22 protein-coding genes are annotated in these 23741 nt (G+C 46.7%); 18 read left to right on the top strand and 4 right to left on the bottom strand.

Annotated elements, in window-relative coordinates:
- Positions 1-425 precede the first annotated feature (425 nt).
- From HYW89_00540 to HYW89_00520, 5 genes are all read left to right on the top strand, one after another.
- Positions 426-1475: a methionine adenosyltransferase gene (locus HYW89_00540; GenBank protein QQG45411.1), complete on the top strand. Its 1050-nt coding sequence runs from the start codon at positions 426-428 to the stop codon at positions 1473-1475.
- Positions 1476-1562: 87 nt separating this feature from the next.
- Positions 1563-2405 (top strand): hypothetical protein, encoded by an 843-nt coding sequence (locus HYW89_00535; protein QQG45410.1) that lies wholly within the window; start codon positions 1563-1565, stop codon positions 2403-2405.
- Between the two features lie 24 nt (positions 2406-2429).
- Positions 2430-2672 (top strand): hypothetical protein, encoded by a 243-nt coding sequence (locus HYW89_00530; protein QQG45409.1) that lies wholly within the window; start codon positions 2430-2432, stop codon positions 2670-2672.
- 73 nt (positions 2673-2745) lie between these two features.
- Positions 2746-3159, top strand: a complete 414-nt coding sequence (locus HYW89_00525) for a hypothetical protein (protein ID QQG45408.1) — start codon at positions 2746-2748, stop codon at positions 3157-3159.
- A 391-nt stretch (positions 3160-3550) separates the two neighbouring features.
- Positions 3551-4228 carry a PD-(D/E)XK nuclease family protein gene (locus HYW89_00520; GenBank protein QQG45407.1) on the top strand — a complete coding sequence of 226 codons (678 nt, stop codon included), beginning with the start codon at positions 3551-3553 and terminating at the stop codon, positions 4226-4228.
- 312 nt (positions 4229-4540) lie between these two features.
- On the opposite strand, the gene HYW89_00515 is transcribed toward HYW89_00520, so the two are convergent.
- Positions 4541-5104, bottom strand: coding sequence for a hypothetical protein (locus HYW89_00515; GenBank protein QQG45406.1), 564 nt, complete (start codon positions 5102-5104; stop codon positions 4541-4543).
- Between the two features lie 147 nt (positions 5105-5251).
- Here HYW89_00515 and HYW89_00510 point away from each other — a divergent pair, with 147 nt between their 5' ends.
- The 6 genes from HYW89_00510 to secF all read left to right on the top strand — a co-directional run bounded on the left by HYW89_00510 (position 5252) and on the right by secF (position 12325).
- Complete coding sequence (locus HYW89_00510) at positions 5252-5503, top strand: hypothetical protein (protein ID QQG45405.1); 252 nt, start codon at positions 5252-5254, stop codon at positions 5501-5503.
- A 139-nt stretch (positions 5504-5642) separates the two neighbouring features.
- Entirely contained in the window at positions 5643-8303 is a 2661-nt protein-coding gene (locus HYW89_00505; protein ID QQG45404.1) for a hypothetical protein, read from the top strand.
- Between the two features lie 234 nt (positions 8304-8537).
- Positions 8538-9605 (top strand): trypsin-like peptidase domain-containing protein, encoded by a 1068-nt coding sequence (locus tag HYW89_00500; protein ID QQG45403.1) that lies wholly within the window; start codon positions 8538-8540, stop codon positions 9603-9605.
- 68 nt (positions 9606-9673) lie between these two features.
- A complete protein-coding gene (locus HYW89_00495; protein ID QQG45402.1) occupies positions 9674-10054 on the top strand; it encodes a hypothetical protein in 381 nt (126 codons plus the stop codon).
- A gap of 34 nt (positions 10055-10088) precedes the next feature.
- Complete coding sequence (secD, locus tag HYW89_00490; protein QQG45747.1) at positions 10089-11432, top strand: protein translocase subunit SecD; 1344 nt, start codon at positions 10089-10091, stop codon at positions 11430-11432.
- A 2-nt stretch (positions 11433-11434) separates the two neighbouring features.
- Positions 11435-12325, top strand: coding sequence for a protein translocase subunit SecF (gene secF, locus HYW89_00485; GenBank protein QQG45401.1), 891 nt, complete (start codon positions 11435-11437; stop codon positions 12323-12325).
- A 7-nt stretch (positions 12326-12332) separates the two neighbouring features.
- Here secF and HYW89_00480 read toward each other — a convergent pair whose 3' ends face one another.
- On the bottom strand, positions 12333-12548 hold the full coding sequence (locus tag HYW89_00480; protein QQG45400.1) for a hypothetical protein: 216 nt from the start codon (positions 12546-12548) through the stop codon (positions 12333-12335).
- Positions 12549-12723: 175 nt separating this feature from the next.
- Here HYW89_00480 and HYW89_00475 point away from each other — a divergent pair, with 175 nt between their 5' ends.
- The 6 genes from HYW89_00475 (at position 12724) to HYW89_00450 (ending at position 21088) form a co-directional block, all read left to right on the top strand.
- Positions 12724-13764, top strand: coding sequence for a hypothetical protein (locus tag HYW89_00475; GenBank protein QQG45399.1), 1041 nt, complete (start codon positions 12724-12726; stop codon positions 13762-13764).
- A gap of 60 nt (positions 13765-13824) precedes the next feature.
- Positions 13825-15144 (top strand): hypothetical protein, encoded by a 1320-nt coding sequence (locus tag HYW89_00470; protein ID QQG45398.1) that lies wholly within the window; start codon positions 13825-13827, stop codon positions 15142-15144.
- On the top strand, positions 15144-16898 hold the full coding sequence (locus HYW89_00465; protein ID QQG45397.1) for a hypothetical protein: 1755 nt from the start codon (positions 15144-15146) through the stop codon (positions 16896-16898). Before HYW89_00470 ends, HYW89_00465 begins: the two co-directional genes overlap by 1 nt.
- Before the next feature lie 420 nt (positions 16899-17318).
- Complete coding sequence (locus HYW89_00460; protein QQG45746.1) at positions 17319-17576, top strand: GIY-YIG nuclease family protein; 258 nt, start codon at positions 17319-17321, stop codon at positions 17574-17576.
- Positions 17577-17662: 86 nt separating this feature from the next.
- Complete coding sequence (locus HYW89_00455) at positions 17663-19093, top strand: type IV secretion system DNA-binding domain-containing protein (GenBank protein ID QQG45396.1); 1431 nt, start codon at positions 17663-17665, stop codon at positions 19091-19093.
- Between the two features lie 39 nt (positions 19094-19132).
- Positions 19133-21088 (top strand): type IV secretion system DNA-binding domain-containing protein, encoded by a 1956-nt coding sequence (locus HYW89_00450; protein QQG45395.1) that lies wholly within the window; start codon positions 19133-19135, stop codon positions 21086-21088.
- Positions 21089-21177: 89 nt separating this feature from the next.
- Here the strand turns inward: HYW89_00450 and HYW89_00445 are convergent, their stop codons facing one another.
- Both HYW89_00445 and HYW89_00440 read right to left on the bottom strand, forming a co-directional pair.
- Positions 21178-21651 (bottom strand): CPBP family intramembrane metalloprotease, encoded by a 474-nt coding sequence (locus HYW89_00445; protein QQG45394.1) that lies wholly within the window; start codon positions 21649-21651, stop codon positions 21178-21180.
- A gap of 292 nt (positions 21652-21943) precedes the next feature.
- Positions 21944-22519: an elongation factor P gene (locus HYW89_00440; GenBank protein ID QQG45393.1), complete on the bottom strand. Its 576-nt coding sequence runs from the start codon at positions 22517-22519 to the stop codon at positions 21944-21946.
- Positions 22520-22711: 192 nt separating this feature from the next.
- On the opposite strand from HYW89_00440, the gene HYW89_00435 reads away from it, so the two are divergent.
- On the top strand, positions 22712-23392 hold the full coding sequence (locus tag HYW89_00435) for a hypothetical protein (protein ID QQG45392.1): 681 nt from the start codon (positions 22712-22714) through the stop codon (positions 23390-23392).
- Positions 23393-23741 lie beyond the last annotated feature (349 nt).

Below are 23741 nucleotides of genomic sequence, written 5' to 3'. Positions count from 1 at the left end.
AATTTATAGTAAGATAAAATTAAATAGCTTTGATTTATCAAGAGTGCGGTAAGCCCTGCTTCGTCCCGTTTTCAACGGGATTACAGAGGGCGAGGGAACCGGCCCTTTAACCCGCCGACAACCCAACCCTTTTGAGTTTATCCCCCCACCTTCCCGGCGGGGTAGTGGACCCCGCGGGAAGGATTTCTACGACACCCATTCATCCTCGCAGCAAGGGAAGTCTGACTTCCTAAGTTGCGGGGTATTCTGGGAAGGTGGGGGGATTTATGGACGACAAAGGGTGTGTACCTTTGATGACGTTCAGTGGTGTAACGTAGTTTATGCCGTATCATCAAAGAGCTGGGTGCCAAGTCCGGCCCACTAAGCAAGATGGGGAAGATAAATTTTTATCTAGCCCTTTTTGCGAAGGGATTTTTTATATCGTTATGCCAAAAACAACCTACACCGTAGAGAGCGTAACTTCCGGTCACCCCGATAAAATTTGCGATCAGGTTTCAGACGCGATTTTAGACGCCTATATTGCGCAGGATCCATATTCACGCGTGGCCATGGAGACTTTTGGATCTCATGGCCTTTTGGTGGTCGGCGGGGAGGTCACCTCTCAAGGCAAGGTTGAGGCCGCCAAACTTGCCCAGACTCTTTACGGCGATATTGGGTACAAAGATATCCTTAATATTATTACTAATATTATTCAGCAGTCTCCTGATATTGCTCAAGGAGTGGATACGGGTGGAGCCGGGGATCAGGGGATTATGTACGGGTATGCTACAGACGAAACCCCGGAGTTTTTACCTTGTGCCGTGTCTCTTGTCCACAAGCTGACCAAGGGTCTTGAAGAGCTGCGCAGGAACGATCCGGAATGTTTTTGGCTTGGGCCGGACGGTAAGTCACAAGTCACTATGCAGGATGGTCGCATAAGTGCGGTTCTTGTATCCTGCCAGCACGAAGATTCTATTGCGCAGGGAGAGATTAAGGACGCGCTTACTAAAAAGTTAATAGGGCCTGTTTTAGGGGATTTAGACGGAGTAGAAATATTGGTAAATCCCACTGGAAAATTTACCGTGGGCGGTTTTACCGCAGATACGGGTCTTACGGGACGCAAGCTTATGGTGGATAGTTATGGAGGTCTGGTGCCCCATGGCGGAGGCGCCTGGTCCGGCAAAGATCCAACCAAAGTTGACCGTTCCGCCGCTTATATGGCGCGTTTTGTGGCGAAAAACATTGTGGCCAACGGCCTTGGAAAAGATTGCCTGGTGTCTGTAGCTTATGCTATTGGACGGGCAGAACCTCTTATGGTGCATGCTGAAACCGGTAGTGGCAAGGATTTGGGGTCATGGGTACGGCAGAGATTTGACTTCCGTCCCAAGGCCATTATTGAGAGGTTGGGTCTGCGCCGTCCTATATATAGAAAGACCGCGGCTTACGGACATTTTGGAAAGCCGGATCTTCCTTGGGAAGAAATTATTAAAGTTTGATGTGGATAACGAGATTGAATCCTATACGTCTTTACCTTATACTTATATAAAAGGGCGCAGATAAGAGATATTTTTAAGTAAAAATTTATGCGAAAAACATTATCTTTTATTATAGGTTCAAGCCTAATGTTTCAGCTTCTTCCGGTGGCTGCTTTGGCCGCTTTTCATGAAGGTCTTAAAGAAAAACGCGAGACAGTGAAGCAGGAACTTCAGCAGAAACGAGACCAGCTTAAGCAGGGGGTTAAAGAGAAAAGAGAGGCTGTAAAGCAGGAAGTTAAGGAGAAGCGGGAGACAGTAAAACAGGAGATTAAAGACAAGCGAGAGGCTGTTAAGGGAGAGTTAAAAGAAAAACGGGAAGCTGTTAGGGGCGAGATTAAAGAAAAACGCGATGCGGTACGTGACGAAGTCAAGGCCAAACGCGAAACGCTCCATAAGGAACTTCAGGAAAAACGTAAATCTTTTGAAGAAGAGGCTAAAGCGCGGCGGGAGGAACTCAAGAAAAAGCTGGGAGATAAAAGGGCCGAGCGCATTGAACAATTCTTTAAGAAAATGGTTGATAAGTTTGAGGCGGCCATTGAGCGTCTGGATAAACTTGCTGGCCGGATTGAGGAACGCCTTAATAAGGCGGCTGAACGCGGTAAAGATGTGGCGGCATTGCGCGAGAAACTTGCGACTGCGCGAACCAAGATTGACGAAGCGCGGACCGCTCTGCAGGATGCCCGCGCCAAATACGCGGAGGCGGTAAAAGACCCAGACTTCAAGGTCGCTTTTGCCAAAGTGCGTGAAGTTGTGGAGGGTGTTGCTAAAAAAGTAAAAGAGGCTCATGCGGCTCTCGTGGACGTGGTGAATTCCGTCAAAGGTCTAGGGGAGGAAAAACCGGCGCCAGCGGCTGTGACACCGACAGCTCCTGCCGCAGGGCCTACGCAATAAGTAATTGACCGCTAATTAAAAAAAATGAACGGAACAACACAATTTCAAACTGCGTCAGCCGGAAGCAAAAAAGTCTGGCTTTGGATTATCGTGGGGGCGGTAGCGCTTGTGGTGCTTGGTTTGGCCTACTATCTAATTTCAACGCCCGCTTCAGCGCCAAGCGAGGAATCTGACACAACGGCCGCTATTGAAGAGGAGTTACAGGGGGTTTCATTGGAGGGTTTGGATTCGGAATTGGGCGACATAGATAAAGAATTAAATCAATAACTTTTTGAAGAAGATAAAAGGCGGGCCGCTAGCCCGCCTTTTATCTTCAAGCGTATAGGTCTATATTGTATAAATGGAGCAGGACGGAAAATATATTTGGACCAGCCATTCCCGTATAAAGCTGCGTCAGTATCGTCTGAGCGAGTCCCGCATCAAAAGGATAATCCGTTACCCGGCGCGAACGGAGGAGGGGATTTTAGAAAATGCCATTGCCGTGATGGCTCCTGCCGGAGGGAAAAAGTATTCCGAGATATGGACGATGTACATTTTGACTCGCGAGGGCGGTTCCCTCGCCCCGCCCTTTGCCGCTCACAAAGGGAACCTCGCCTTCAGTTCGCGGAACAAAGGGCGGGGCTCGACCGCCCATCCGCTCGCTGGCAGCATTAAGAAAATAAAAATTATCACGGCATGGCGCTATCCGGGAAAAAGTCCGAAGCGGGACCCGATACCACCGGAGATTTTAAGAGAAATCAAAAGTATTGTTTAATCCCCGCAATTGCGGCAAGAAGTGAAAAAAGTGTTATGGGGCGTAGGAGAAAGAAAAATGCCCGAACTCGGTTGGAGTCGGGCGATGCGTGAGGAGTTAGCCTTTATGGCAAAGAATCTCACCTGATTCTGAAATCTGGCATGATTCACAAAGCGAATGGGTAAAAACGCAGACAAAGATAGCCCGGACCTTCAGTAGAAATCCTTTCATGTGATCCTCCTCAAGGCAAAAGGTTCCGGATTCAAGATAGCATATAGATATTTGGAAAGCAAGTCTGTTTATCCATGCGGAGTAGACAAGAAGTAACAAAGGTGTCACATGACGCAGACCAGATACTCTTCTCTAATTCGCGCGAATAGGCGAATAGTGTAAAAGAAATATAAAAGGTGTCATGGAAAATAAAAACGGTAAAATAAAAGTCTCGCCGTCCGGCATAAGTTATCTCCTGGAATGCCCGCGTTGTCTTTGGCTGCACGTTAACGAAAATTTGAGGCGTCCCCGCGGAGCATATCCCTCGCTTCCGGACGGGATGGATAATATCTTTAAGAAATATTTTGACGAGTATCGGACACGCGGAGAACTTCCTCCGGAGATTGAGGGCAAGGTAGAGGGAAAACTTTTTGAGGATAAAAAGAAACTCCACGAGTGGCAGGAGTTTAATTTCGGGAGAGGCGGAATAAAAGCGGAAATTCCGGAATACAATATGTTTCTTTCGGGCGCGATTGACGAATTGCTGGTTGCGCCCGACGGCAGATTTATTCCTTTTGATTTCAAAACTCGCGGCTATCCCACCAAAGAAGATACCCACGAACACTATCGCCATCAGCTTGACCTTTACGCTCTGCTTTTTCAAAAAAACCAGATGGAGCCGGCCGAATACGGCTACTTACTTTTTTTCTGGCCGCAGTCTTATAATTTGGGCATGGCAAATTTTAAAACTGAACTTATCAAGATGGATGTTTCTCCGAGCCGCGGTATGTCGGTTTTAAAAAAAGTGCACGAAATCGTTACGGGGCCCATTCCGCAAGCTCATGAAACCTGCGAGTATTGCGGTTATCGTGGGGGGTAAAACCCACTCACTATATCATATCTATTTTTTGTTCCCCCTAATCTTATTTTCCTAAGTTGACCACTTTTTAAAAGTTACTGTTCTCTAATTCGCGCGAATAGGCGAATAGTTTGCGGAGGCATTCTGCATATTGCAGCCTCCTACTCCGACTCCTTTTATGATCACGGCAGGTTAAGTATTTTATTTTTCTTAACCTCGTGCTACAATAAAGGCATAAGTTCTTACGAAAGAGAATATGGTAATTTAATAGCCCCGCGCATATGCGCCGGGCCTTTTAGGTCTCTGCCTTCTTTTTTCAAATTAATCGTGTCCTTATAGCCAAGACTTTTCCAAAGCCCGAAGCTTCTTTCTTAAAGCAGCGGAAATTCCGCGTCGGGTCTTTTTATCATCCAAGAACCAAAAGGCATCAGCGTTAGTGCCATGTGTAAGTACTATCTTTCCTAATTGTTCCCTTAGCTCGCGTCTGATTCCGGGTAGTTCAGCAAGCAACACGGCAGCATAGGTATCTTTGCTGGAAGTAACGACTTCCTCCAATTCTGCTCTTAGCTCCTTAGTAATGTCGGGTAGATGTGCGAAGAGAGCTGCATAATGGCTGTTGCGTCGTTGAATAGCCACCTTGGCGAGTTTATCTGTCAAAGTCGGCGTCAGGCGGTCATAACGGTCTAACCATAACCAATTAGCCAGCTTATATGCCCATAAGGGGATCCTGCTTTTGGTAATAATGGCTACGGTTTGTGCTTGTCCGCACTCGTCAACTGCAGTATTGAAAATTTGCCCAAAACAACCACCCCTCCTGATTATCTCTGCTGTCTTTTTTAAGCCATACTTTTCAGCGACCCTGATACCTCGTTCCTGTTCCTTTTGCTGCCGGGTCATTACGTCCCCCTAGAGCTAGCTGGTTCGCCAGCACCTTTTCATACTAGCATGAGTGTTGCGTGGTGTCAATATGTGGATAACCTGCTCTTTTTAATCACGGAAATAGGGCTTAGGATGAAATTAAATTACTCATTAAACTAAAATTTCATGGGACAAGGATCAAGTCCCCTGCGCTGGCTTATAGTGCTTGTGGCCCTTTTGGTCGGATTGGGCGGAGGGTACTATTACGGTCTGCAGCAGGGAGTGGCCAAGGAGAAAGCGGCTGGAGAAGCACGCAAAAAAGATGCTGAAAAGGAGGCGGCCAAAGCCATCAATCCTTTTGAGCAAACTACGACCAATCCTTTTAGCAAATCCCCCACCAATCCATTTGAGGACGTAAAAGTTAACCCGTTTAAATAAAGGCCTACTCAATTGAGTAAGTCTTTATCCCGTTACATTTTTAAAACCATGCAGTCTTGTCGTGGGGATACCAAAATAAAATTCAGAACATTTCTGCGGGTATACTACTTCGCTGAAATGTAACGGTATTTATTGTTTTATGAAGAAACTACTTTTAATTTCACTATTTAGCGTAGGGTTTTTTGCATTTGCCCTGTTTCTCTCGGCAAGCTCGCCTTTTGATATTGAGTTTCCGATTCCGGAATTGGGTAATTGTGCCGATAAAAATGTCTGTAAGTCTTATTGTGACGACTCGGCTCACGGCACTGAATGTTTGGCTTTTGCCAAAAAACACGGCTTGGTGGACAGCAGTAGCGCGGCCAAGGCCGAAACTGTGCGTAATCAAGGAGGTCCCGGAGGATGTAAGTCGGAAAACGAATGCCGGGCTTATTGCGATGGCACGGGCCACGAGGATGAATGTATTGAGTTTGCGGTAAAAAATGGCTTTATGTCTAAAGCGGAGGCCGAACGCGCCAGAAAACCCGGACCCGGAGGCTGTAGGGGACGCGCCTGTGAAGCATATTGTAATGATCCGGCACACGAAGAAGAATGTTTTCAGTATGCAGCTGATAACGGTTTGATACCCAAAGAAGAACTGGCGCGAATAAATAAACTAAGAAAGTCCAAAACAGGTCCGGGCGGTTGCCAAGGAGAACAGCAATGCCGTTCCTATTGTAATGACCCCGCGCATACTGAAGAATGTTTAGCTTTTGCCGAGGAAAACGGGTTTATAAAGAAAGAAGAGGCAGCGCGTGTAAGAAAAGCGGGACTAGCCGGCGGTCCGGGCGGATGTAAAGGACAAGAGCAGTGCCGCGCTTACTGCGAAGACCCGGCGCACCAGAGTGAATGTATTGACTTTGCGGAGAAAAGCGGGTTTATGTCCAAAGAGGAGGTGGAAAGGGCGCGCAAATTTGCTGGGAAAGCAGGACCCGGCGGTTGTCGGGGTCCGGAGCAGTGCCGTCAATTCTGCGAAAACCCGGATAATACGGAAGTCTGCATAGAACATGCGGAGCGGGAGGGTCTTATGCCGAAAGAAGAGCTGGAACGGGCCAAGAAATTTATAAATGTTGCCAAGCAGGGCGGACCCGGAGGATGTCGGGGAAGGCAATGTCAGGATTATTGCAATGACCCTGCTCATCAAGAAGAATGTTTTGGTTTTGCCAAAAAACAAGGGCTTATAAGCCAAGAAGAAGAGAAGCAATTTGAGGCCGGACGTAAAATTCAGGAGGTAGTAAAAAGTCAGGGCGGGCCCGGCGGCTGCAAAAATGACGACGAGTGTCGCGCCTATTGTACTGACCCTAATCACGCGGAAGAGTGCGTGGCTTTTGGCGCGGCGCAGGGAGGCATGCCGCCGGAACAAGCGCGGGCCATGCTTAAGCAATTTACAGAACGCAGGTTTGAGGTACGCAGGGAAGATTTTGGTCCGCCTCCGGGCGTAAGAGGATTTGAAGAGCAGATGCGGCGTTTTGATCAGGAGTCAGGACAGCGTTTTGAAGAATTTAGGCAGTTGGAAGGACAATTCCGCGGTCAGGGATTTGGTCCTCCGCCCGGATTTGGTCCGGGTGGTCCCGGTGGTTTCCCCGGAGGAGTAGGAGGATTTCCGGGTGAAGAAGGCGGCGGATTTCCGGGAGGTCCGGGCGGTCCAATGGGCGGCGGTCCGGGTGGTCCCGGAGGGTTTGGATTCGTAGGCCCGGGAGGCTGCACCTCGCCGCAGGAGTGTATCAAGTATTGTTCTGAACACAAAGAGGAATGTTTTAGTATGGGTCCTCCTGGAGGTCCTCCGGGCGCGCGTCCGCCGGAAGGAGGCATTCCTCCGGGGCATGAATTTCCGCAGATTCGCAATAATTTGAGAATTGAGGTACATCAGGATGAATTGCCCAGTTTTGAAAATGATGGGCAGAGAAAAGAATTCTTTAAGAGTAATTTTGAAGACTTGCGAGGGCAAAAATTCGGCAACGAGGAAGAAAGAAAAGATTTTTTCCAAAAGAGATTTGAAGATTTCAGAATGACGCCCCCGGGAGAGACGAGCGGCCCCGGCGGTTTTCCCGGAAGACCGGGTGAGTTTCCGGGTGGGCCGAGTGGATTTCCTGGTGGTCAGGGTGGATTTCCAGGAGAACAAGGCGGTTTTCGGGGTGAGGAAGGAGGATTTCCAGGCGGCAGCGGAGGCGAATTTCCCGGACGTGGCATACAAGAATTTCCGGGGAGACCGGGTGAGTTTCCGGGAGGAGCAGGAGGGACTAGGGGGGAAGGTTCAACTGGGTTTCCGCAACCGCGCGGTATGGGACCGATTCCCGGAACTCCCGGTATTTTCGGACCATTTCCGCAGGGACCAGAAGGAGCTGGCCCTTCGGAAGGAATTGGACCGCGTCCCGGAACTCCAGGTATTTTTACCCCCTTTCCGAAGGAAGGAGGTTTTCAGCAGCCCGGCGGTACGTTTGGGCCTTCGGGCGGCGGTTCATTTCAACCACACGAAGGAAGCAGTTTTGGAACAGGACAAGGCGGGACTTTTTATCCGCCTTCGGGAGATGGTTTCCAACCGCCATCTGGTGGCGGCACATTCCAGCAGTTTTCACCTCCAAGCGGCGGTACGATTCAGCCGCCTCCTCCAAGTGGTGGAACAATCCAGCAACCTCCTCCAAGCGGCGGTACGATTCAGCCACCGCCTCCCAGCGGAGGAACTACACAACCGCCGCCACCCCCGCCTTCGGGAAGCGCGCCGCGGAAAGGGTTCTTCGCAAATATTATAGAGTTCTTCCGATAGTGACTTAGACACTAACCGTTTAAAAACTCACCCCTCGAATGTGGGGGGTGAGTTTGTTAAAATCAAAGACCTCTTGCACAATAAGCATTCGTGACGAAATTCCAGAATTTTGAGCGAAAATCGTGAAGGATGAGGAGGCCTATATGCCACATATAAGCCGACGAAGCCTGAACGATTTGCAGCCAAAATTCTGGAATTGCAGTAGAATTGTTATTGTGTAAGAGGTCTTAAGTTATGACTAAGTATATGGTTTTAGTGCTGGTTTTGGCGGCTTCTTTGGGTTTTTTGTTTTTTCAGGATATTGGGGAACGAAAAACTACAATAACTTTGCCTCCGTCAGAGCAAACACAGCTTTCTCTAACGGCAACCACCACAGACGAGAAGCAAAATACAGTCCCCCCGCCGCTATCTAAAGTTCCGGTAAAACCATTACCAAGGGAACCGGTTTTGGCGCCGCCAGATTTTTTACCAAAACTGCCGCCTCCTCCTGCAGTTTCTTCTGCCACCACAGTACCGGAGGGATTGGCGCTGGCTCCGGAAGAAGTGCTGCCACCTGTACCGGAATTTTCATCGTCTGACGAAGCAGAGATTTTGCGCTCGGTGGTAAAAATTGAATGTCCGTCTTCTGACGGCCTCGGGAAGTACGTTGGTTCCGGATTCATGTTAAAGGGCGGAATAGTTGTCACCGCTGCCCATGTTGTAAAGGATTCGGCAAGCGAGAATTGTTCGGTAATTTTTCCTCGCGAGCGAAAACCAATTCATTATCTTCACGCCACCATTGAAAATCTGCAGGAGGTAATAAGGCGGCATGATGAAGAGGGGATTGACGTCGCGATTTTACGGATGCCACAACTTGAGTCTTTTCCGGAAGCCCGAGCCATTTTTCAGGAATATCCTCAAGTCCCTTATCCCCTATGCACTAATCCTAAGATGCTGGGAGATAAACTGCTTCATTTTGGTTATCCTTCAAATTACGTTGACCAGAATTATCTGTCCAAACTAGAAGGAGAAGCCGTGGTACATGCCGATATTAAAGGGATGAAAACCCAGCTCTCGCAGGATCAGACTTATACCTACCGAAGTCCGATTTTTCAATACACCAACAGTGAGACAGAGGTGCATCCTTACATGGTAAGCCGGGTGGCGTCTTTTTACGGGGATTCCGGGGGGCTCGCGTTTAACGCCACCAAAAAGTGCATTGTCGGGCCACATCGGGGTGGTACAATTGGCCGAAGTTCGGGTGAGAATTTTTCTATTTTTATGAACTTGGGGTGGAATAGGGCAAAAGAAGTTGTAAAGTAACTAACGAGCGTCTTGCCAGATGAGCGATCATCTGGTATTTTTATTTTAGAACATTCGGAGGATATCCCTTGAAGTTCATAGCGCCGCCCTTGGCTCTGGGTGTGTTATTTCTGGTATATTTTGGGGCACAAAATATTTTCGGGTCCCAGTGGTGGTTTAGTGTTGCTTTGCACTTGACGGGCGGTGCCGTTGCTTCCTGGTTTATAGTCTCAATTTGGAAAAAGGCGGTCCCCAAATCCTATCAGGAAACGTCATGGGGACTTAGGGTTTGGCACTTAACTTGCGGCGCACTGGCTCTTGGATTTTTCTGGGAACTTGCCGAATATGTGTTTATAAACGAGACAGTAATGGTTCTTATGGGCCCGTTGTTTTATCAGGACACCATGATGGATTTATTTTTGGACGGCATGGGCGGCGCGATAGCGTCTTTGTTTCTTTCGGGCCACTAACATAATGAATTCAGCAACGGCTGTTAAAAAAAATATGCGCCCTCAAACAGCGCGGCTTATCGCGGCCGCGTTTTTATGTGTGGGCGTTTTACTTGGCATTTTTGACGCGCCTCAATATTTTTCGCGCCTCACGGGGGTTGAATTAAATTTTTTGAATATTCCTTATCGTCTGGGGCTGGACATACAAGGGGGAACGCACCTCCGGTATCAGGCTGATTTGGGCAACATCTCTACCCCTGATTATGCAAGTTCCATGGAGGCGGTGCGGGATGTGATTGAGCGAAGGGTAAATCTTTTTGGGGTTGCGGAGCCGCTGGTACAGGTTGAAAAATCAGGCAAAGACTGGAGGCTTATAGTGGAGTTGGCCGGTATTAAGGATATAAATGCCGCCATTAAACTTATTGGCGAAACACCATACCTTGAATTTCGGGAAGAAACCCCAGAGGAAGAACGTAATAAAATTTTAGAGTCGCAAAAAAAAGGAGAGCGGCTGTCGGAGGATCCGTACTTTACGCCCACCATACTTACTGGTCGGCAGGTTAAGCGATCTGCACTGGATTTTGACCAAACCACTTTTCAGCCGCAAATAAACCTTGAACTTACTGATGAGGGAGGAAAAATTTTTAAAGACTTGACCCGCCGCAATGTTGGTAAGCAGCTGGCTATTTATTTAGACGGGGCGCCCATATCCGCACCGGTTGTTCGGGAAGAGATTGCAGGCGGAAAAGCGCAGATTACCGGAAATTTCACACCCCAATCGGCCAAGGAACTTGTGGGGCGTTTAAATGCCGGCGCTCTGCCTGTGCCTATCAAGTTGATTTCCCAGCAATCAGTAGAAGCGTCTTTGGGGCAGGAGTCTTTGGAGCGAAGTTTGCAGGCCGGCCTTATCGGTTTTTTGGCGGTAACGCTTTTCATGATTTTTTGGTACCGTCTGCCGGGCATGTTGGCGGTTATGGCGCTCCTTCTTTATGCTGCTTTGGTGTTGGCTATATTTAAATTAATTCCGGTAACGCTTACCGTAGCGGGTATTGCCGGATTTATTCTTTCCATAGGTATGGCCGTGGATGCCAATGTTTTAATTTTTGAGCGCCTAAAGGAGGAGTTGCGTCAAGGCAAGAGTTTGGAGGAGGGGATTTATGAAGGCTTTTCACGCGCCTGGACCTCTATCCGCGACTCTAATATTTCCAGTCTTATTACTTCAGCAATTTTATACTGGATGGGCACAAGTATGGTGCAGGGGTTTGCCTTGACCCTTGGAGTTGGAATTTTAGTAAGTATGTTCTCGGCTATCAGTGTGACGAGAACTCTCCTAATTGCATTTATGAGCCGACGTCTGGAATCTCTTCGTTTCTTATTTTTAAACGGATTGGCAAGATAGATATGGATATCATAGGTAAAAAGTATGTATTTTTGACCTTGTCCGCCACTCTGTTGGTAGTCAGTTTCGTTGCTATTGGTTTGTGGGGTCTTAGGTTGGGCCTTGATTTTACCGGCGGATCGCTTCTGGAAGTTGAGTATCAGAATGACCGTCCTGCAGTTGAAGAAATAAAGAAGAGTCTTGAGTCGTTGAGTTTAGGCACGCTTGCTGTACAGCCCACCGGCGAGAAAGGGATGATTTTGCGGTTCAAAGATATTAATGAAAGTCTGCATCAGGAAATTTTAACCAAACTCGGTCCGGGGGCTAAAGAATTTAGATTTGATTCTATCGGGCCGACCATAGGGCGTGAGCTAAAACAAAAATCTATTATGGCGTTGGGTTTTGCGGTCTTGGCAATTATACTTTATATAGCTTGGGCCTTTAGGAAAGTGTCTAAACCAGTATCCTCGTGGAAATACGGCATAACAGCCGTGATTGCACTGGTGCACGACGTGTCTATTCCTACGGGGGTTTTTGCGCTCCTGGGACATGTTAGGGGTGTGGAGATAGACCCCCTGTTTATAACGGCCCTATTGACAATTTTAGGGTTCTCTGTGCACGATACAATTGTAGTATTTGATAGAACCAGGGAGAACCTGCACAAGTTAAAGGCTATGGAGCCGTTTGAGGTTACGGTTAATCGCAGTGTTAATGAGACGCTGTCAAGGTCAATCAATACCTCATTTACGGTCCTGCTCGTTCTTTTAGCTATATTTTTTTTAGGGGGAGAAACAACTAGGTACTTTTCACTTGCCTTGATGCTTGGAATTATATTCGGGACTTATTCTTCTATTTTTGTGGCAAGCCCCCTGCTGGTGATCTGGCAGAAGTTTAGTTTGAAGAAAAGAAACTAATACGGTATTATCCCTGCGTTGTCTCAGACACCAATTCTACTGCAGAATCTTTTGTGATTAATTCCAAGACTTTTCTGACAAGATGCCCATTTTTCAATACAAACTCCGTAGTAGAATTGGTGTGGGGGCAAGCCCCCTGCTGGTGATCTGGCAGAAGTTTGGTGCGAAGAAAAGAAACTAATACGGTATTATCCCTGCGCTGTCTCAGTTCGTGATCTGGCATAGATTGACAAGTAAGAAGTAATATGTTATTCTTAACTAGGGTTATAAGGGCCTGTTCTCTTTAGAGAGATCTGGCTTATCTATTATCTTATTTAACCCCGACTGAATTATAGTCGCACCCAAATTATTAAATCCTTAACGGTAATTTGGCAAGACGTAATAAGCGGATAATCTTCATGTCTAATTCAAATTTATCCATTAAACCTGACTTGGTTGTCAAAACAATGATGGACAGGCTGCCTACCCGCCGTATGCGGGATGTTCTGAAAAGGCGTTTTGGGCTCGCGGGTCGTCGTCAGACCCTAGAAGCTATAGGGAAAGAATATAAGATTACGCGAGAACGCGTGCGCCAAATTGAGGCAGATGCACTGCGCCACCTTGCCAAACCAGAGAATATAAAAGAGGCAGAACCGGTTTTGGCTGCGCTCCACGATCATATAAAAGAGCATGGCGGCGTTATGGCCGAAGGCCACCTTATGGCAACCGCATCCGAGGCAAAACACTATCCCCACGTAGCGTTACTTTTGGACGTTGGAAAAGATTTCTATCGAGTTCCCGAGGATGATCGGCATCGCCATCGTTGGGCAGTTGATAAAGACAGCGCAGCAGGCGGCGAAAAAGTAATATCCGGTGTTGTGCGGGATCTGGAAAAAATAGGCAAACCCGTCACTAGGGTGGTTCTTTATGATCTTATTTCTCGTAACGCCAAAGAGGTATTAAGAGATCTTTCTGTAGAGAACGCGGCTGACTCTTTTTTAAAAACATCAAAAATTATCCACGTTAATCCTTATGGTGAGTTTGGACTTGTTTCGTGGTCAACCATAAATCCGCGAGGCGTTAGGGACAAGGCGTATTTGGTGCTTGCTAAGTCTGGAAATCCGCTTCACTTCCGTGAGGTGGCCGAAGGCATCAATAAGGCCGGCTGGTCCAAGCGAAAGGCCCATCCCCAGACAGTGCATAATGAGCTTATTAAAGATAAAAGATTTGTTTTAGTTGGCCGTGGACTTTATGCGCTACGCGAGTGGGGATACGAGCCTGGCGTGGTGCGTGATGTTTTAGCGTCTGTTCTCAAATCGGCCGGTAGGCCGCTGTCTAAAGATGCAATAATCAGGATGGTTCTGGAGAAACGCCTGGTCAAGCAGCCGACCATACTTTTGAATTTACAGAATAAGTCTCTTTTTAAGAGGACGGACGACGGGAAATATACACTTGTTTAAGATATAAGAGAGCAGGATTCGGAGTTGGGCGCGAGTTTTTATTACAGCTAAAAACCTCTGATGATTTTTGATCCCTTGACTATTGTTGATATTCTTTTCCGAATTGAGGCCGGAGTCTTTTCTTTCTGGTGGCTCTGGCTTTTTGTTGCGCTTTTTTTCTTCACCCGGTCCCTTTGGCTGACTTACGTGCAGGAGAAATTTAGACTGGCGATTAAATGGACTATAATAGAACTTAGGGTTCCAAGAGAGGTACGGAGGAGTCCCAAGGCCATGGAGCAAGTTTTTATGGGGATTCACGCCCTGTATAACGCTTGGTCCAGTTTCAAAGAACATTGGTGGGACGGCGAGATAACCCTTTGGTTTTCCTGTGAAGTAGTAAGTTTTGGCGGAGAAATTCATTTTTATATGAGGATTCCGGAAAAACATCGTAATATGATTGAGGCTGCCCTTTATTCTCAATATCCTGATATTGGGATTACACAACTCTCCGACGATTACGTGACTAGGCTACCGCCAACCCACAAAGAGTTAGAGGCTAGCGGATACAAACTTTTTGGCAATGAGCTGCGTCTTGAGAAACCCGATGCCTACCCGATAAAAACTTATCTGGAGTTTGAGACCATGGAGGAAGAGAAACAGCTTGATCCTATCTCGGCGCTCCTTGAGGTTCTGTCAAAAATAAAACCACAGGAAGTTATCTGGTTACAGATTTTAATCAGGCCTACGGACAATAGTTGGAAAAAAAGGGGGGAGGATTTGATTAAAAAACTCAAAGAAGAAACTGGTCGTACACAAGTTGAAACCGCAGCCGGGAAACTGGTGATGATTGAAAGATCCCCCGGTGAGTTAGAAGTTCTTAAGGCTATTGAACGAAACATTGCCAAGCCGGGCTTTGAAACGCTAATCCGGTATCTATATATGGCCACTGCGGAAGTTTTTGATTCTAACTTCGGTCAGCGCGGAGTTTACTCTGCTTTAAATCAATATGCCTCCGAGAGCCTTAACAGGTTTAAACATAATGTTAAAGCCTGGACGCGTGCTAACATATGGTTTTGGCCGCATATTTTTCCGGCAAAGCGGGTTATGGCCAGAAAAGAAAGGATCTATGCCGCCTACAGGGCGCGCAAGATGTATGAGGATCCGGCAGCCCCCCTTACCTCTAAAGTACAAAACATCAAGGCATTCCATTGGGGTATTAAAGCGCAGGAAGTTGGGAAGATGGTTCTCAATACAGAAGAATTGGCCACAATTTTTCATCCGCCCACAGTTGCGGTTTTGACCGGACCACTGATCAAACACGTAGAAGCTCGTAAGGTTGGCCCGCCAGCAGGCCTCTCTATTTATGGAGAGGGAGAAGAAAAGTTGCCGGGGATTAAGTGATGGAGCGTCAAATAAAAGAGTGCCAAAACTGTAAAAAAGAGTTCATCGTTGAACCCGAGGACTTTGTATTTTACGAGAAGATAAAAGTTCCTCCGCCCACGTGGTGTTCGAACTGCCGTATGGTAAGGCGTATGGTTTTTGCGAACGAACGCCACCTCTTTAAAAGAAAAGAAGACGCTTACGGCAAAGAGGTTTTTTCTGGTTATCACCCGCAGGTTCTTGCCAGAGTATATGAACGTGATTATTGGTTGGGAGACAAATGGGACCCGATGGAGTATGGACGCGATTACGATTTTTCGCGTTCTTTTTTAAAACAGTTTCGGGAACTTATGTATGTTGTTCCTTGGCCCAGCCGCGACGTGACGGAGCTTGTAAACTCGGACTACTGCAACTTTACCGGTTGGGCAAAAAACTGCTATCTCTGTTTTGACGCGGGATTTTTGGAAAACTGCGCCTACGTTGTAAGCGGCGATAAAATAAAAGAGTGTTTTGATGTTACCGAGGCGGAAGATTCGGAGTTGTGCTTTGAGAGCCTGTTTATTGAGAAATGCTACCGTACTTTTTTTTCAACTCACTGCGAAGAGTGCCGCGATGTCTGGTTTTCACGTGACTGCGTGGGCTGTTCCTATTGTCTGGGGTGTGTAAATTTGCGGAACAAACAGTATCATATTTTCAATAAACCCTACACCCAAGAGACTTATTTCCAAGAGCTTGAGAAACTGGGACCGGGATCATATAAATCACTGCAGGATATTGCTAAAAAAGCGGATAATTTTTGGATACTGCAGCCGCATAAATTTATGCACGGTTGGCGCAACGTTGGTGTTTCGGGTGATCAGATTAGCCACTCCAAAAATGCCAAACTTTGTTTCAATGCCTTTGAACTTGAAGACAGCAAGAACTGCCAGAATAACTTTATGAAATCACGCGACTTGTATGATGTAACCGCCATGGGCGGCTGTGAACTTGTGTATGAGTCCGTACAGGTCGGTCTGGAGGTAGCAGGGCTTAAATTTGCCTGGCTTTGCTGGCCATCGATCAACAACGTTGAGTACTCTATGTTTTGTAACTCCTCCTCTAATCTTTTTGGCTGTGTTGGTCTAAGAAAAAAGTCCCACTGTATTTTCAATAAACAGTACTCGCCCGAGGATTATCTAACTCTCCGCGAAAAAATTATAAAACACATGAACGAGATGCCTTATACGGATTCGGGGGGGCTGGTCTATAAGTATGGAGAATTTTTCCCGCCAGAATTTTCACCTTTTGCCTATAACGAAACACTGGCGTATGATTACTTTCCTTTGGACCAAAAATCAGCCAAAGAGCGGGGATATTTATGGAGAGAGCCGGGCATTAAAGATTTTAAAGTTACCGTGGAGACCCTAAGTTTACCGGACAAGATCAAAGATGTTTCGGATACGATCGTACAGGAAATTATACGCTGTGCAGATTGTGGCGGGGTTTTTCGCATCATACCCATGGAATTGGAGTTTTATAAAAAAATGTCGTTACCCCTTCCCCGGCGCTGTATTGAATGCAGATACCAAGCGCGTCTAAAGTACCGTAACCAGCCTTGGTTTTATAACCGTCAATGTCAATGTTCCGGCATCAAGGACGATCAGGGGATATACAAGAATCAAACTACACATTTCCACGGCACAAACCACTGCCCTAATGAGTTTGAAACTTCGTACGCTCCGGAAAGGCCGGAGATTGTGTATTGTGAAGCATGTTACAATAACGAGGTGATATAAAATAGGAACATGCGAAATCCCACTCCAACTCCAAGGTTATACTAGTGTTAAATAAGTGTAAGCCGGAGCCAAGTTTGACTTGGCGGAGGCGCTGCCGCGGAACGTTGTCTGTAATTCTGGTGGCATTTAGGACGGAATTGGCGGGGGATGAAGCGTGCTACCAAAATGAAGTCGTATAAATAAAAGGCACGCGGAGTCCCCCTCCAATTCTATTGGTGATCTGGATTTATCACGGGGTAAGCCGTTAGGCGCTGCCGCGGAAAGTTGCCTGTATTACGATGACGTTGGAGACGGAATTGGCGGGGGATGAGCAGTGCTATCAAAGCGAGGTTGTTTAATAAGGGCTTTGTCCAAAATTTGGAGTCTGTAGGACGAACAAATTTTGGTAACAAAACCTTACCCTCTCACTCGAAAATCACTATGTTTTATTTCTACACTTTGCAATCTCTGAAGGATAAAAACTTATATTTTGGATACACTGGGGATTTACGTAAACGAATAAAAGAGCATAATGAGGGTAGGGTGTATTCCACTAGAAATAGAAGACCCTTGGAGTGTATTTATTACGAGGCCTACAGGTCTGAGAAAGATGCTCGTGAGCGGGAGTCACAGATTAAATTTAGAGCAAAGGCCTACATTAGTTTAAAACGTCGGCTGAAACATAGTTTATTCAGTTGATTTTCGAGTGAGAGGGTGCTCGATGTTGTAGCTAAATTTATTACGCTCGGCATCTATTCTCGCTCATAAATTTAGACAACATCAGCATGGCTCGGGAAGGAAGAATACATATAAGTAAATATGGGCCTCCGCCGCCGGAGCTGCCCGTGTATCAGCAGGTGGATCCGCGAGCGGTTTCTTTTGTCGGCCGCACCAACTATGAAGCCCCGCTTGAGACCAAGAAATACATCTTTGGCGTAAAACGTAAGGATCGCAGGCGCCATGTGTATATAGTGGGTAAGTCCGGAGTAGGGAAATCAAAATTGCTGGAGCTTTTGGTGCGTCAGGACATCGCTTATGGTTACGGCTTTTGTTTTATTGATCCCCACGGAGACGTGATTGAGGAAATTTTGAAGTTTATTCCAGAGGAACGGATTGATGATGTGGTTTTGGTTGATCCTTCGGATCATGACTGGCCGGTTTCTTTTAATCCGTTGCAAAAAGTGCCGCCGGAGATGAAACACCAGATGGCGCAAGGACTTATTGAGGTAATGGAGAAACAGTTTGGCGCCAACTGGACGCCGCGCCTTGAGCATGTGTTTCGTTTTACCACGTTGGCCCTTCTTGACTATCCCGAAGCCACCATGCGGGGAATGATATCTATGCTTACCGATCGGCCTTATCGCCAAAAAGTAATTGAGTACATAACGGATGATATGGTTAAGCGTTTCTTTGCGGTGGAGTTTGCCGACTGGTCTGAAAAGTTTGATACGGATGCCATCATCCCTCTGGTTAATAAACTTGGACAGTTTTTGTCTATGCCCATGCTCCGAAATATCTTTGCCCAAAAAGAAAATAAGATTGATTTTGAATGGATAATGAATAATAGAAAAATTCTCCTGATTAACTTATCTAAGGGTAAGTTGGGCGAGGAGAATTCCAGTTTTTTTGGTTCCATGTTTATCACCAAAATTAAGCAGGCCGGTATGGCGCGGGCCGAAATACCCGAAGAAAAAAGAATTGATTTTTATCTCTATGTTGACGAGTTTCATAATCTGGTTACGGCCTCTTTTATTAATCTTTTTGCTGAAGCAAGAAAATACGGACTTAATCTTACCGTGGCCCATCAATTTACGGCGCAGCTAATCCCTGACGTTATGGCCACTGTTCTGGGCAACGTGGCGACCCTGATAGTCTTTCGTGTAGGCGGAGACGACGCCGCAAGATTAGAAGTTGAGATGACCCCGGTTTTCAAGGCCAAAGACATGATAAATTTAGGAACGCAGGAGTTCTACATAAAAGAGACGATAGACGGTGAGACTTATGATCCGTTCTCGGCAGAGACCTTGGGGGTTCTTGCTTCCCCGCACCCTTCGTATAAAGACAGGATTATACTATCGTCACGCCGCAAATATGCGGTAAATGTTGAGGAGGTAGGGCGCCTGATTAAGGCAGAGGAAGAAGCAACGGTTTTTCACAAAACCTCATTCCCCAAGGAAGATAAAATTACTGGCAGTCACCCCGAGCCGCTTATTTAGTTGCCGTATCTTAAAATTTATGGTATAATTAATACAGTTATGACCGTTAAAGGTAAAGCTAACGATACAACTTTCATCGGAAAATGTAACTTTCGCGGAAATGAGAGAGTTTTTGGTACTAAAACCAATGACCGAAGACAGCACATGTACGTTATTGGTAAGACCGGTGTGGGCAAGACAGCGCTTTTAAAGAATATCGCACTTCAGGATATCAGGGCCGGACGAGGTATTGGCATTATTGATCCCCACGGTGAATTTGTAGAAGAGGTGTTGGCTCAGATCCCTGCGGAGCGCACCAACGATGTGATTTATTTCAACCCGGTGGACTCGGAGTTCCCTATTGGTTTCAACGTGCTTGAAGTTCCGGACCCCAAATATAAACATTTAGTGGTTTCGGACCTTCTGGGAATTTTCACCAAGATTTGGGCAAACGTCTGGTCAGCCCGTATGGAATACATACTCCAGAATTGTATCTTGGCGCTTCTGGATACGCCCGGTACAACCCTTTTGGGTATCCCAAGGATTCTGGTAGATAAAGACTACCGCCAAAAAATTGTCGCCAAAGTCCAAGACCCGGTGGTGAAGTCTTTTTGGATACATGAGTATGAGACGTGGCGCGACCAGTTTCGTAATGAAGCCATTGTCCCGATACAGAATAAAGTCGGGCAGTTTTTAAATACCTCATTTATCCGTAACATTGTTGGTCAGCCAACATCCACACTTAACATCCCGGAGATAATGAATACGGGGAAGATATTGTTGGTGAACGTTTCCAAAGGCAAAATCGGGGAAGATAATTCTCAGCTCCTTGGCGCCATGATTATTACTAAAATTCAGCTCGCCGCCATGGAGCGGGTACGTATACCGGAGGAAGACCGCCTGGACTATTATCTTTATGTTGACGAGTTTCAAAATTTTGCCACGGAGTCTTTTGCTGCCATTCTTTCTGAGGCCCGAAAATATCGCCTGAACCTGATACTCGCCCATCAATATGTGGGACAGTTGGTAACCGACGTGTCCACCAAAGTTAGAGATGCTGTTTTTGGCAATGTGGGCACCATGATTACTTTTAGGGTGGGTGCGGCGGATGCTGAATTTCTGGAAAAGGAGTTTATGCCGGAGTTCATGCAGCAGGATCTTATTGGTTTGCCCAACTATAATATTTATCTAAAACTCATGGTGGATGGAGTTACCTCCCGGCCATTTTCTGCCGTGACTTTGCCGCCCATTCAGTTTGAAACCGACCCGACAGTCAAAGAGAAAATTATTAAGGTTTCCCGGGAGCGTTATGCCCGGTCCCGTCCGGAGGTAGAGGAAAAAATCACACAGTGGAGCGGTATGGTTGGCGATGACGGGGGTGGGGGAGGGAGCGGCGAGGAGGGGAAGTATGAGACTACTTGTTGGAACTGCGGGAAAACAGCAGCGGTGCCTTTTAAACCAGACGGCAGAAGGCCTGTGTATTGTTTTACTTGTCTTAAACAAATTGAGGAGGGGAAACTGGTGCCTCTGCCCGAACGTATGCCACAGGTTGGAAAGGCGCGTTTTTCACAAACCTTGGGAGGGCTGGGGATTGAATTTGCCGCTACGGCAGGAGCAGGAACTCGGCCGGCAGAAAAGGCAGTATCGGCCGCGAGACCGCGTGAGGAGGAACGCTATCCCAGAGTGTTTAGCCCGGAAGTTAGGCGTCCTTTTCCGGAACGCAGAGAACAAAAACAGACAGTGCCACCCCGTTCAGAAATAAAACCATCGCACTCGCGTCCCGGCCTTCGCTCTCAACCCATAGTCAAAACGCCGCAGGGGGCAAGACCGGTCTCGCTAACAGAATTAAAACCACGAGAAGGCGCCAGAAAAGAAAACGGAAATCAGCATCCGGCAACCAACGTTTCTGAATTGAGGAAAGTTTTAGAAGAGTCCTTAAAAGAAAAAAATGGATCGGAAACAGAGACCAAGAAGGAAAAAAGAGTAATCAAGCCTGGGGAAACCGTCAAGTTTTGATCCCCGCGCTCCTGCGGCTAAAGCCACGGATGACGCCGCTTTCGCGCGGGGTTTCCTGTAAGGAAAGAAAAACCCCGCAAGATGCGGGACTAGAAACCTTTAATATTGATAAGTATGTGTAGCAGGATGGCCGTCCAAAGCCGTCCTGTTACTTTTACGAGTATTGTTGCGGCTGCCCCGAGCGTTAGTACCACCAATAAGTTCATTGGGCCGGTATAGTAGCTTAGGGTATATCCCAGCAGTAAAATGGCGGCCAGTACCCACCACCAAAACTTTTTTGAAGAACCTTGGAATAGCCGCGTAATTCCTCGCCACTCCACTTCTTCCACCAAAGCACTTACGGCCACTCCCCGAACCAAGAGGAACATATTAGTGGAAAGTGAGGCGTGAAGCCAGCCTGTTAGGAACGAAAGAACTGTATTTTGAATTGCATTGTGCGCAGTTACAATGCGTTCCCAAAATTCCGGCACAGGGAATCCATATCCTACCTGTGTGTAAAGAAAAGTTCCTACTGTTGTACCCTGGAGTATGCGCTCAATAAGCGTCTGAAGATAAATAACCATGACAACTGCTGCGAAGCTAAGGCCAACATATAAAAAGGACTCCCAGATGCTGGTTCGGACTTGCGGTCTCACCACTTGTCCCCTCCAAGGCGGTTTAACTTAGTTTAAAACATTTAGATTTTAATGTCAAGCTCTGGGTTGCCCTTGACCAGAAAAGATAGAAAGTTTTTTCTTAACCTATTTTATCAGGTAACAGAAGGGCAAAAGATTTTTTCTGAAGCCGGTTCATGAGCCGACTTTTTCAACCCTTTCCACCGGCGGGGTAAAAAGTGGCGCCCGTCCCGTTGTTCGTTTAGGCCGGAGCTTTTTGTACTCTTTCTACATATTCACCAGTTTCTGTATTGACTCTGACGGTATCCCCCGCATTTACGAATAACGGGACCTGAATCACAATCCCGGTTTCTATGGTGACTGTTTTGGTTCCTGACTGGGCGCGATCTCCCTGCACTCCGGGCGGGGCCTCAATAACCCTGAAGTCCATTTTTATAGGAAGCTCAATACTTGTAAGTTCATCTTTAAAAAATAAAGCCGTTAGACGCGTATTTGGTTTTAGCCAGTTTGTTTTGTTTTCCAAAGCCGCCTCTTTTAAAGTAAGGCGGTTTTTGGGGTCTGCGTCGTCGGAGAAAACGTAATCCCCACGATGTGCGTATAAAAAAGTCATGGGGCGTTTTTGAACCTCGGCCTCCTCAAAGGTATCCGAAGGCTGGAAGGTTCGTTCCACAGTTTTGCCGGAGCGCAGGTTCCGGAGTTTTACCTGTACTACTGGTTTTCTCTGCTGCATGCGGGAAAAACTTGAGTCAATAACTTTATAAGGTTCTCCTTCAAGAGTAAAGAGAACACCTTTTTTTAGGTCGGTATAACTTAGCATGGTGAGCCTTGTGGATAACTAAGGTTTATATAGAAATACCTTCATACTATAATTATAAATAGTAAAAAAGGCAAAGGTCGATAGTTAAAAGTTATTGTGCACAATAACTTTTCGTCCCGCCAGAAACGGGACAAAAGGACTATTTAGGTTTCGTGATTATTAAATAAGAATTTAGACGTTAACTTATAAATTATGGTACTACAAACCTGGGGAGATGTAATAGTGGCTTCCCTGCAAGAGGTATGGGCTTCGGTAATAGGATTTCTTCCGCTTCTTATAGGCGCGATAATCGTCTTTATAATAGGCTGGATCATAGCCGTAGCATTGGGGAAGTTGGTGGAGCACATAATAAGAGCGCTACGAATTGACGCTTTGCTGGTTAAACTTGATTTTGAACGAACCCTGGAACGAGGCGGATTCCGTCTCAACACCGGCGCATTTATTGGAGGATTGGTGAGATGGTTCTTGATTGTGGTTTTTCTTCTGGCCTCGGTAAATATACTTGGTTTGGGTCAGGTATCTGCATTTTTGACGAGTGTCCTTCTTTACATCCCCAACGTCGTAGTGGCAGCATTAGTTCTTATTATTGCCGCTATAGTAGCTCAAGCCGTAGAGCGGCTGGTGCGTGGTTCAGTTGAGGCAGCTGGCTATCACGGTGGACTGGTAGGAATAGTAGCGCGCTGGGCAATTTGGGTGTTTGCTTTTATTGCCGTACTACTACAGCTTGGCATTGCCACTGCCCTTGTCCAGACGCTTATTACAGGTCTTATTGCAGCTCTTGCTTTGGCTTTTGGCCTTTCTTTTGGCCTTGGCGGTAAAGAGGCCGCTGCCGGCTGGATTGACCGCGTAAGAAGCGAATTAAGAAGGCAGTAATTTTCAGAGAATTTTGCTACAAAACCGTCCCGGCCGGCCGGGACGGTTTTGTATTTGACAGCTTATCCACAGATATTGTTGACAGCAAGATGGGGCCGGGAGTATAATTGCGATAACAATGAAAACCCGTCTACAATTTAAAAATAAAGCGGCTCAAAAAATGATTGAAATTTAGCCTACAGTTTTTAGATACTGTGTGAAAGAGCCGCGTACTTACGCGGTTTTTCAATTGTTCCGTCCAAATTTTTAAGCCATCAGGCGCAGAAAATTTGGAAACGGACAATTGACCCCGCACTAATTCTATTGAGGCTTTAGTGTTGGTACTGATGGAGCCGACGTCAAGTTTAGC

Source organism: Candidatus Sungiibacteriota bacterium, from assembly GCA_016432465.1.
Lineage (GTDB): Bacteria > Patescibacteriota > Minisyncoccia > Sungbacterales > HO2-52-23.
Note: the sequence above shows the minus strand (reverse complement) of the source record. Positions and strands in the feature narration are given on the sequence as shown.

Bases quoted from the DNA above. Each gene is read 5' to 3' on its own strand.
- HYW89_00470 (QQG45398.1), top strand. From the start codon at position 13,825: ATGATTTTTGATCCCTTGACTATTGTTGATATTCTTTTCCGAATTGAG.
- HYW89_00450 (QQG45395.1), top strand. From the start codon at position 19,133: ATGACCGTTAAAGGTAAAGCTAACGATACAACTTTCATCGGAAAATGT.
- HYW89_00500 (QQG45403.1), top strand. From the start codon at position 8,538: ATGACTAAGTATATGGTTTTAGTGCTGGTTTTGGCGGCTTCTTTGGGT.
- HYW89_00465 (QQG45397.1), top strand. From the start codon at position 15,144: ATGGAGCGTCAAATAAAAGAGTGCCAAAACTGTAAAAAAGAGTTCATC.
- HYW89_00440 (QQG45393.1), bottom strand. From the start codon at position 22,519: ATGCTAAGTTATACCGACCTAAAAAAAGGTGTTCTCTTTACTCTTGAA.
- HYW89_00505 (QQG45404.1), top strand. From the start codon at position 5,643: ATGAAGAAACTACTTTTAATTTCACTATTTAGCGTAGGGTTTTTTGCA.
- HYW89_00480 (QQG45400.1), bottom strand. From the start codon at position 12,548: ATGCCAGATCACGAACTGAGACAGCGCAGGGATAATACCGTATTAGTT.
- HYW89_00445 (QQG45394.1), bottom strand. From the start codon at position 21,651: ATGGTTATTTATCTTCAGACGCTTATTGAGCGCATACTCCAGGGTACA.
- HYW89_00525 (QQG45408.1), top strand. From the start codon at position 2,746: ATGGAGCAGGACGGAAAATATATTTGGACCAGCCATTCCCGTATAAAG.
- HYW89_00510 (QQG45405.1), top strand. From the start codon at position 5,252: ATGGGACAAGGATCAAGTCCCCTGCGCTGGCTTATAGTGCTTGTGGCC.
- secF (QQG45401.1), top strand. From the start codon at position 11,435: ATGGATATCATAGGTAAAAAGTATGTATTTTTGACCTTGTCCGCCACT.
- HYW89_00435 (QQG45392.1), top strand. From the start codon at position 22,712: ATGGTACTACAAACCTGGGGAGATGTAATAGTGGCTTCCCTGCAAGAG.
- HYW89_00535 (QQG45410.1), top strand. From the start codon at position 1,563: ATGCGAAAAACATTATCTTTTATTATAGGTTCAAGCCTAATGTTTCAG.
- HYW89_00540 (QQG45411.1), top strand. From the start codon at position 426: ATGCCAAAAACAACCTACACCGTAGAGAGCGTAACTTCCGGTCACCCC.
- HYW89_00455 (QQG45396.1), top strand. From the start codon at position 17,663: ATGGCTCGGGAAGGAAGAATACATATAAGTAAATATGGGCCTCCGCCG.
- HYW89_00475 (QQG45399.1), top strand. From the start codon at position 12,724: ATGTCTAATTCAAATTTATCCATTAAACCTGACTTGGTTGTCAAAACA.
- HYW89_00530 (QQG45409.1), top strand. From the start codon at position 2,430: ATGAACGGAACAACACAATTTCAAACTGCGTCAGCCGGAAGCAAAAAA.
- HYW89_00520 (QQG45407.1), top strand. From the start codon at position 3,551: ATGGAAAATAAAAACGGTAAAATAAAAGTCTCGCCGTCCGGCATAAGT.
- HYW89_00515 (QQG45406.1), bottom strand. From the start codon at position 5,104: ATGACCCGGCAGCAAAAGGAACAGGAACGAGGTATCAGGGTCGCTGAA.
- HYW89_00460 (QQG45746.1), top strand. From the start codon at position 17,319: ATGTTTTATTTCTACACTTTGCAATCTCTGAAGGATAAAAACTTATAT.
- secD (QQG45747.1), top strand. From the start codon at position 10,089: ATGCGCCCTCAAACAGCGCGGCTTATCGCGGCCGCGTTTTTATGTGTG.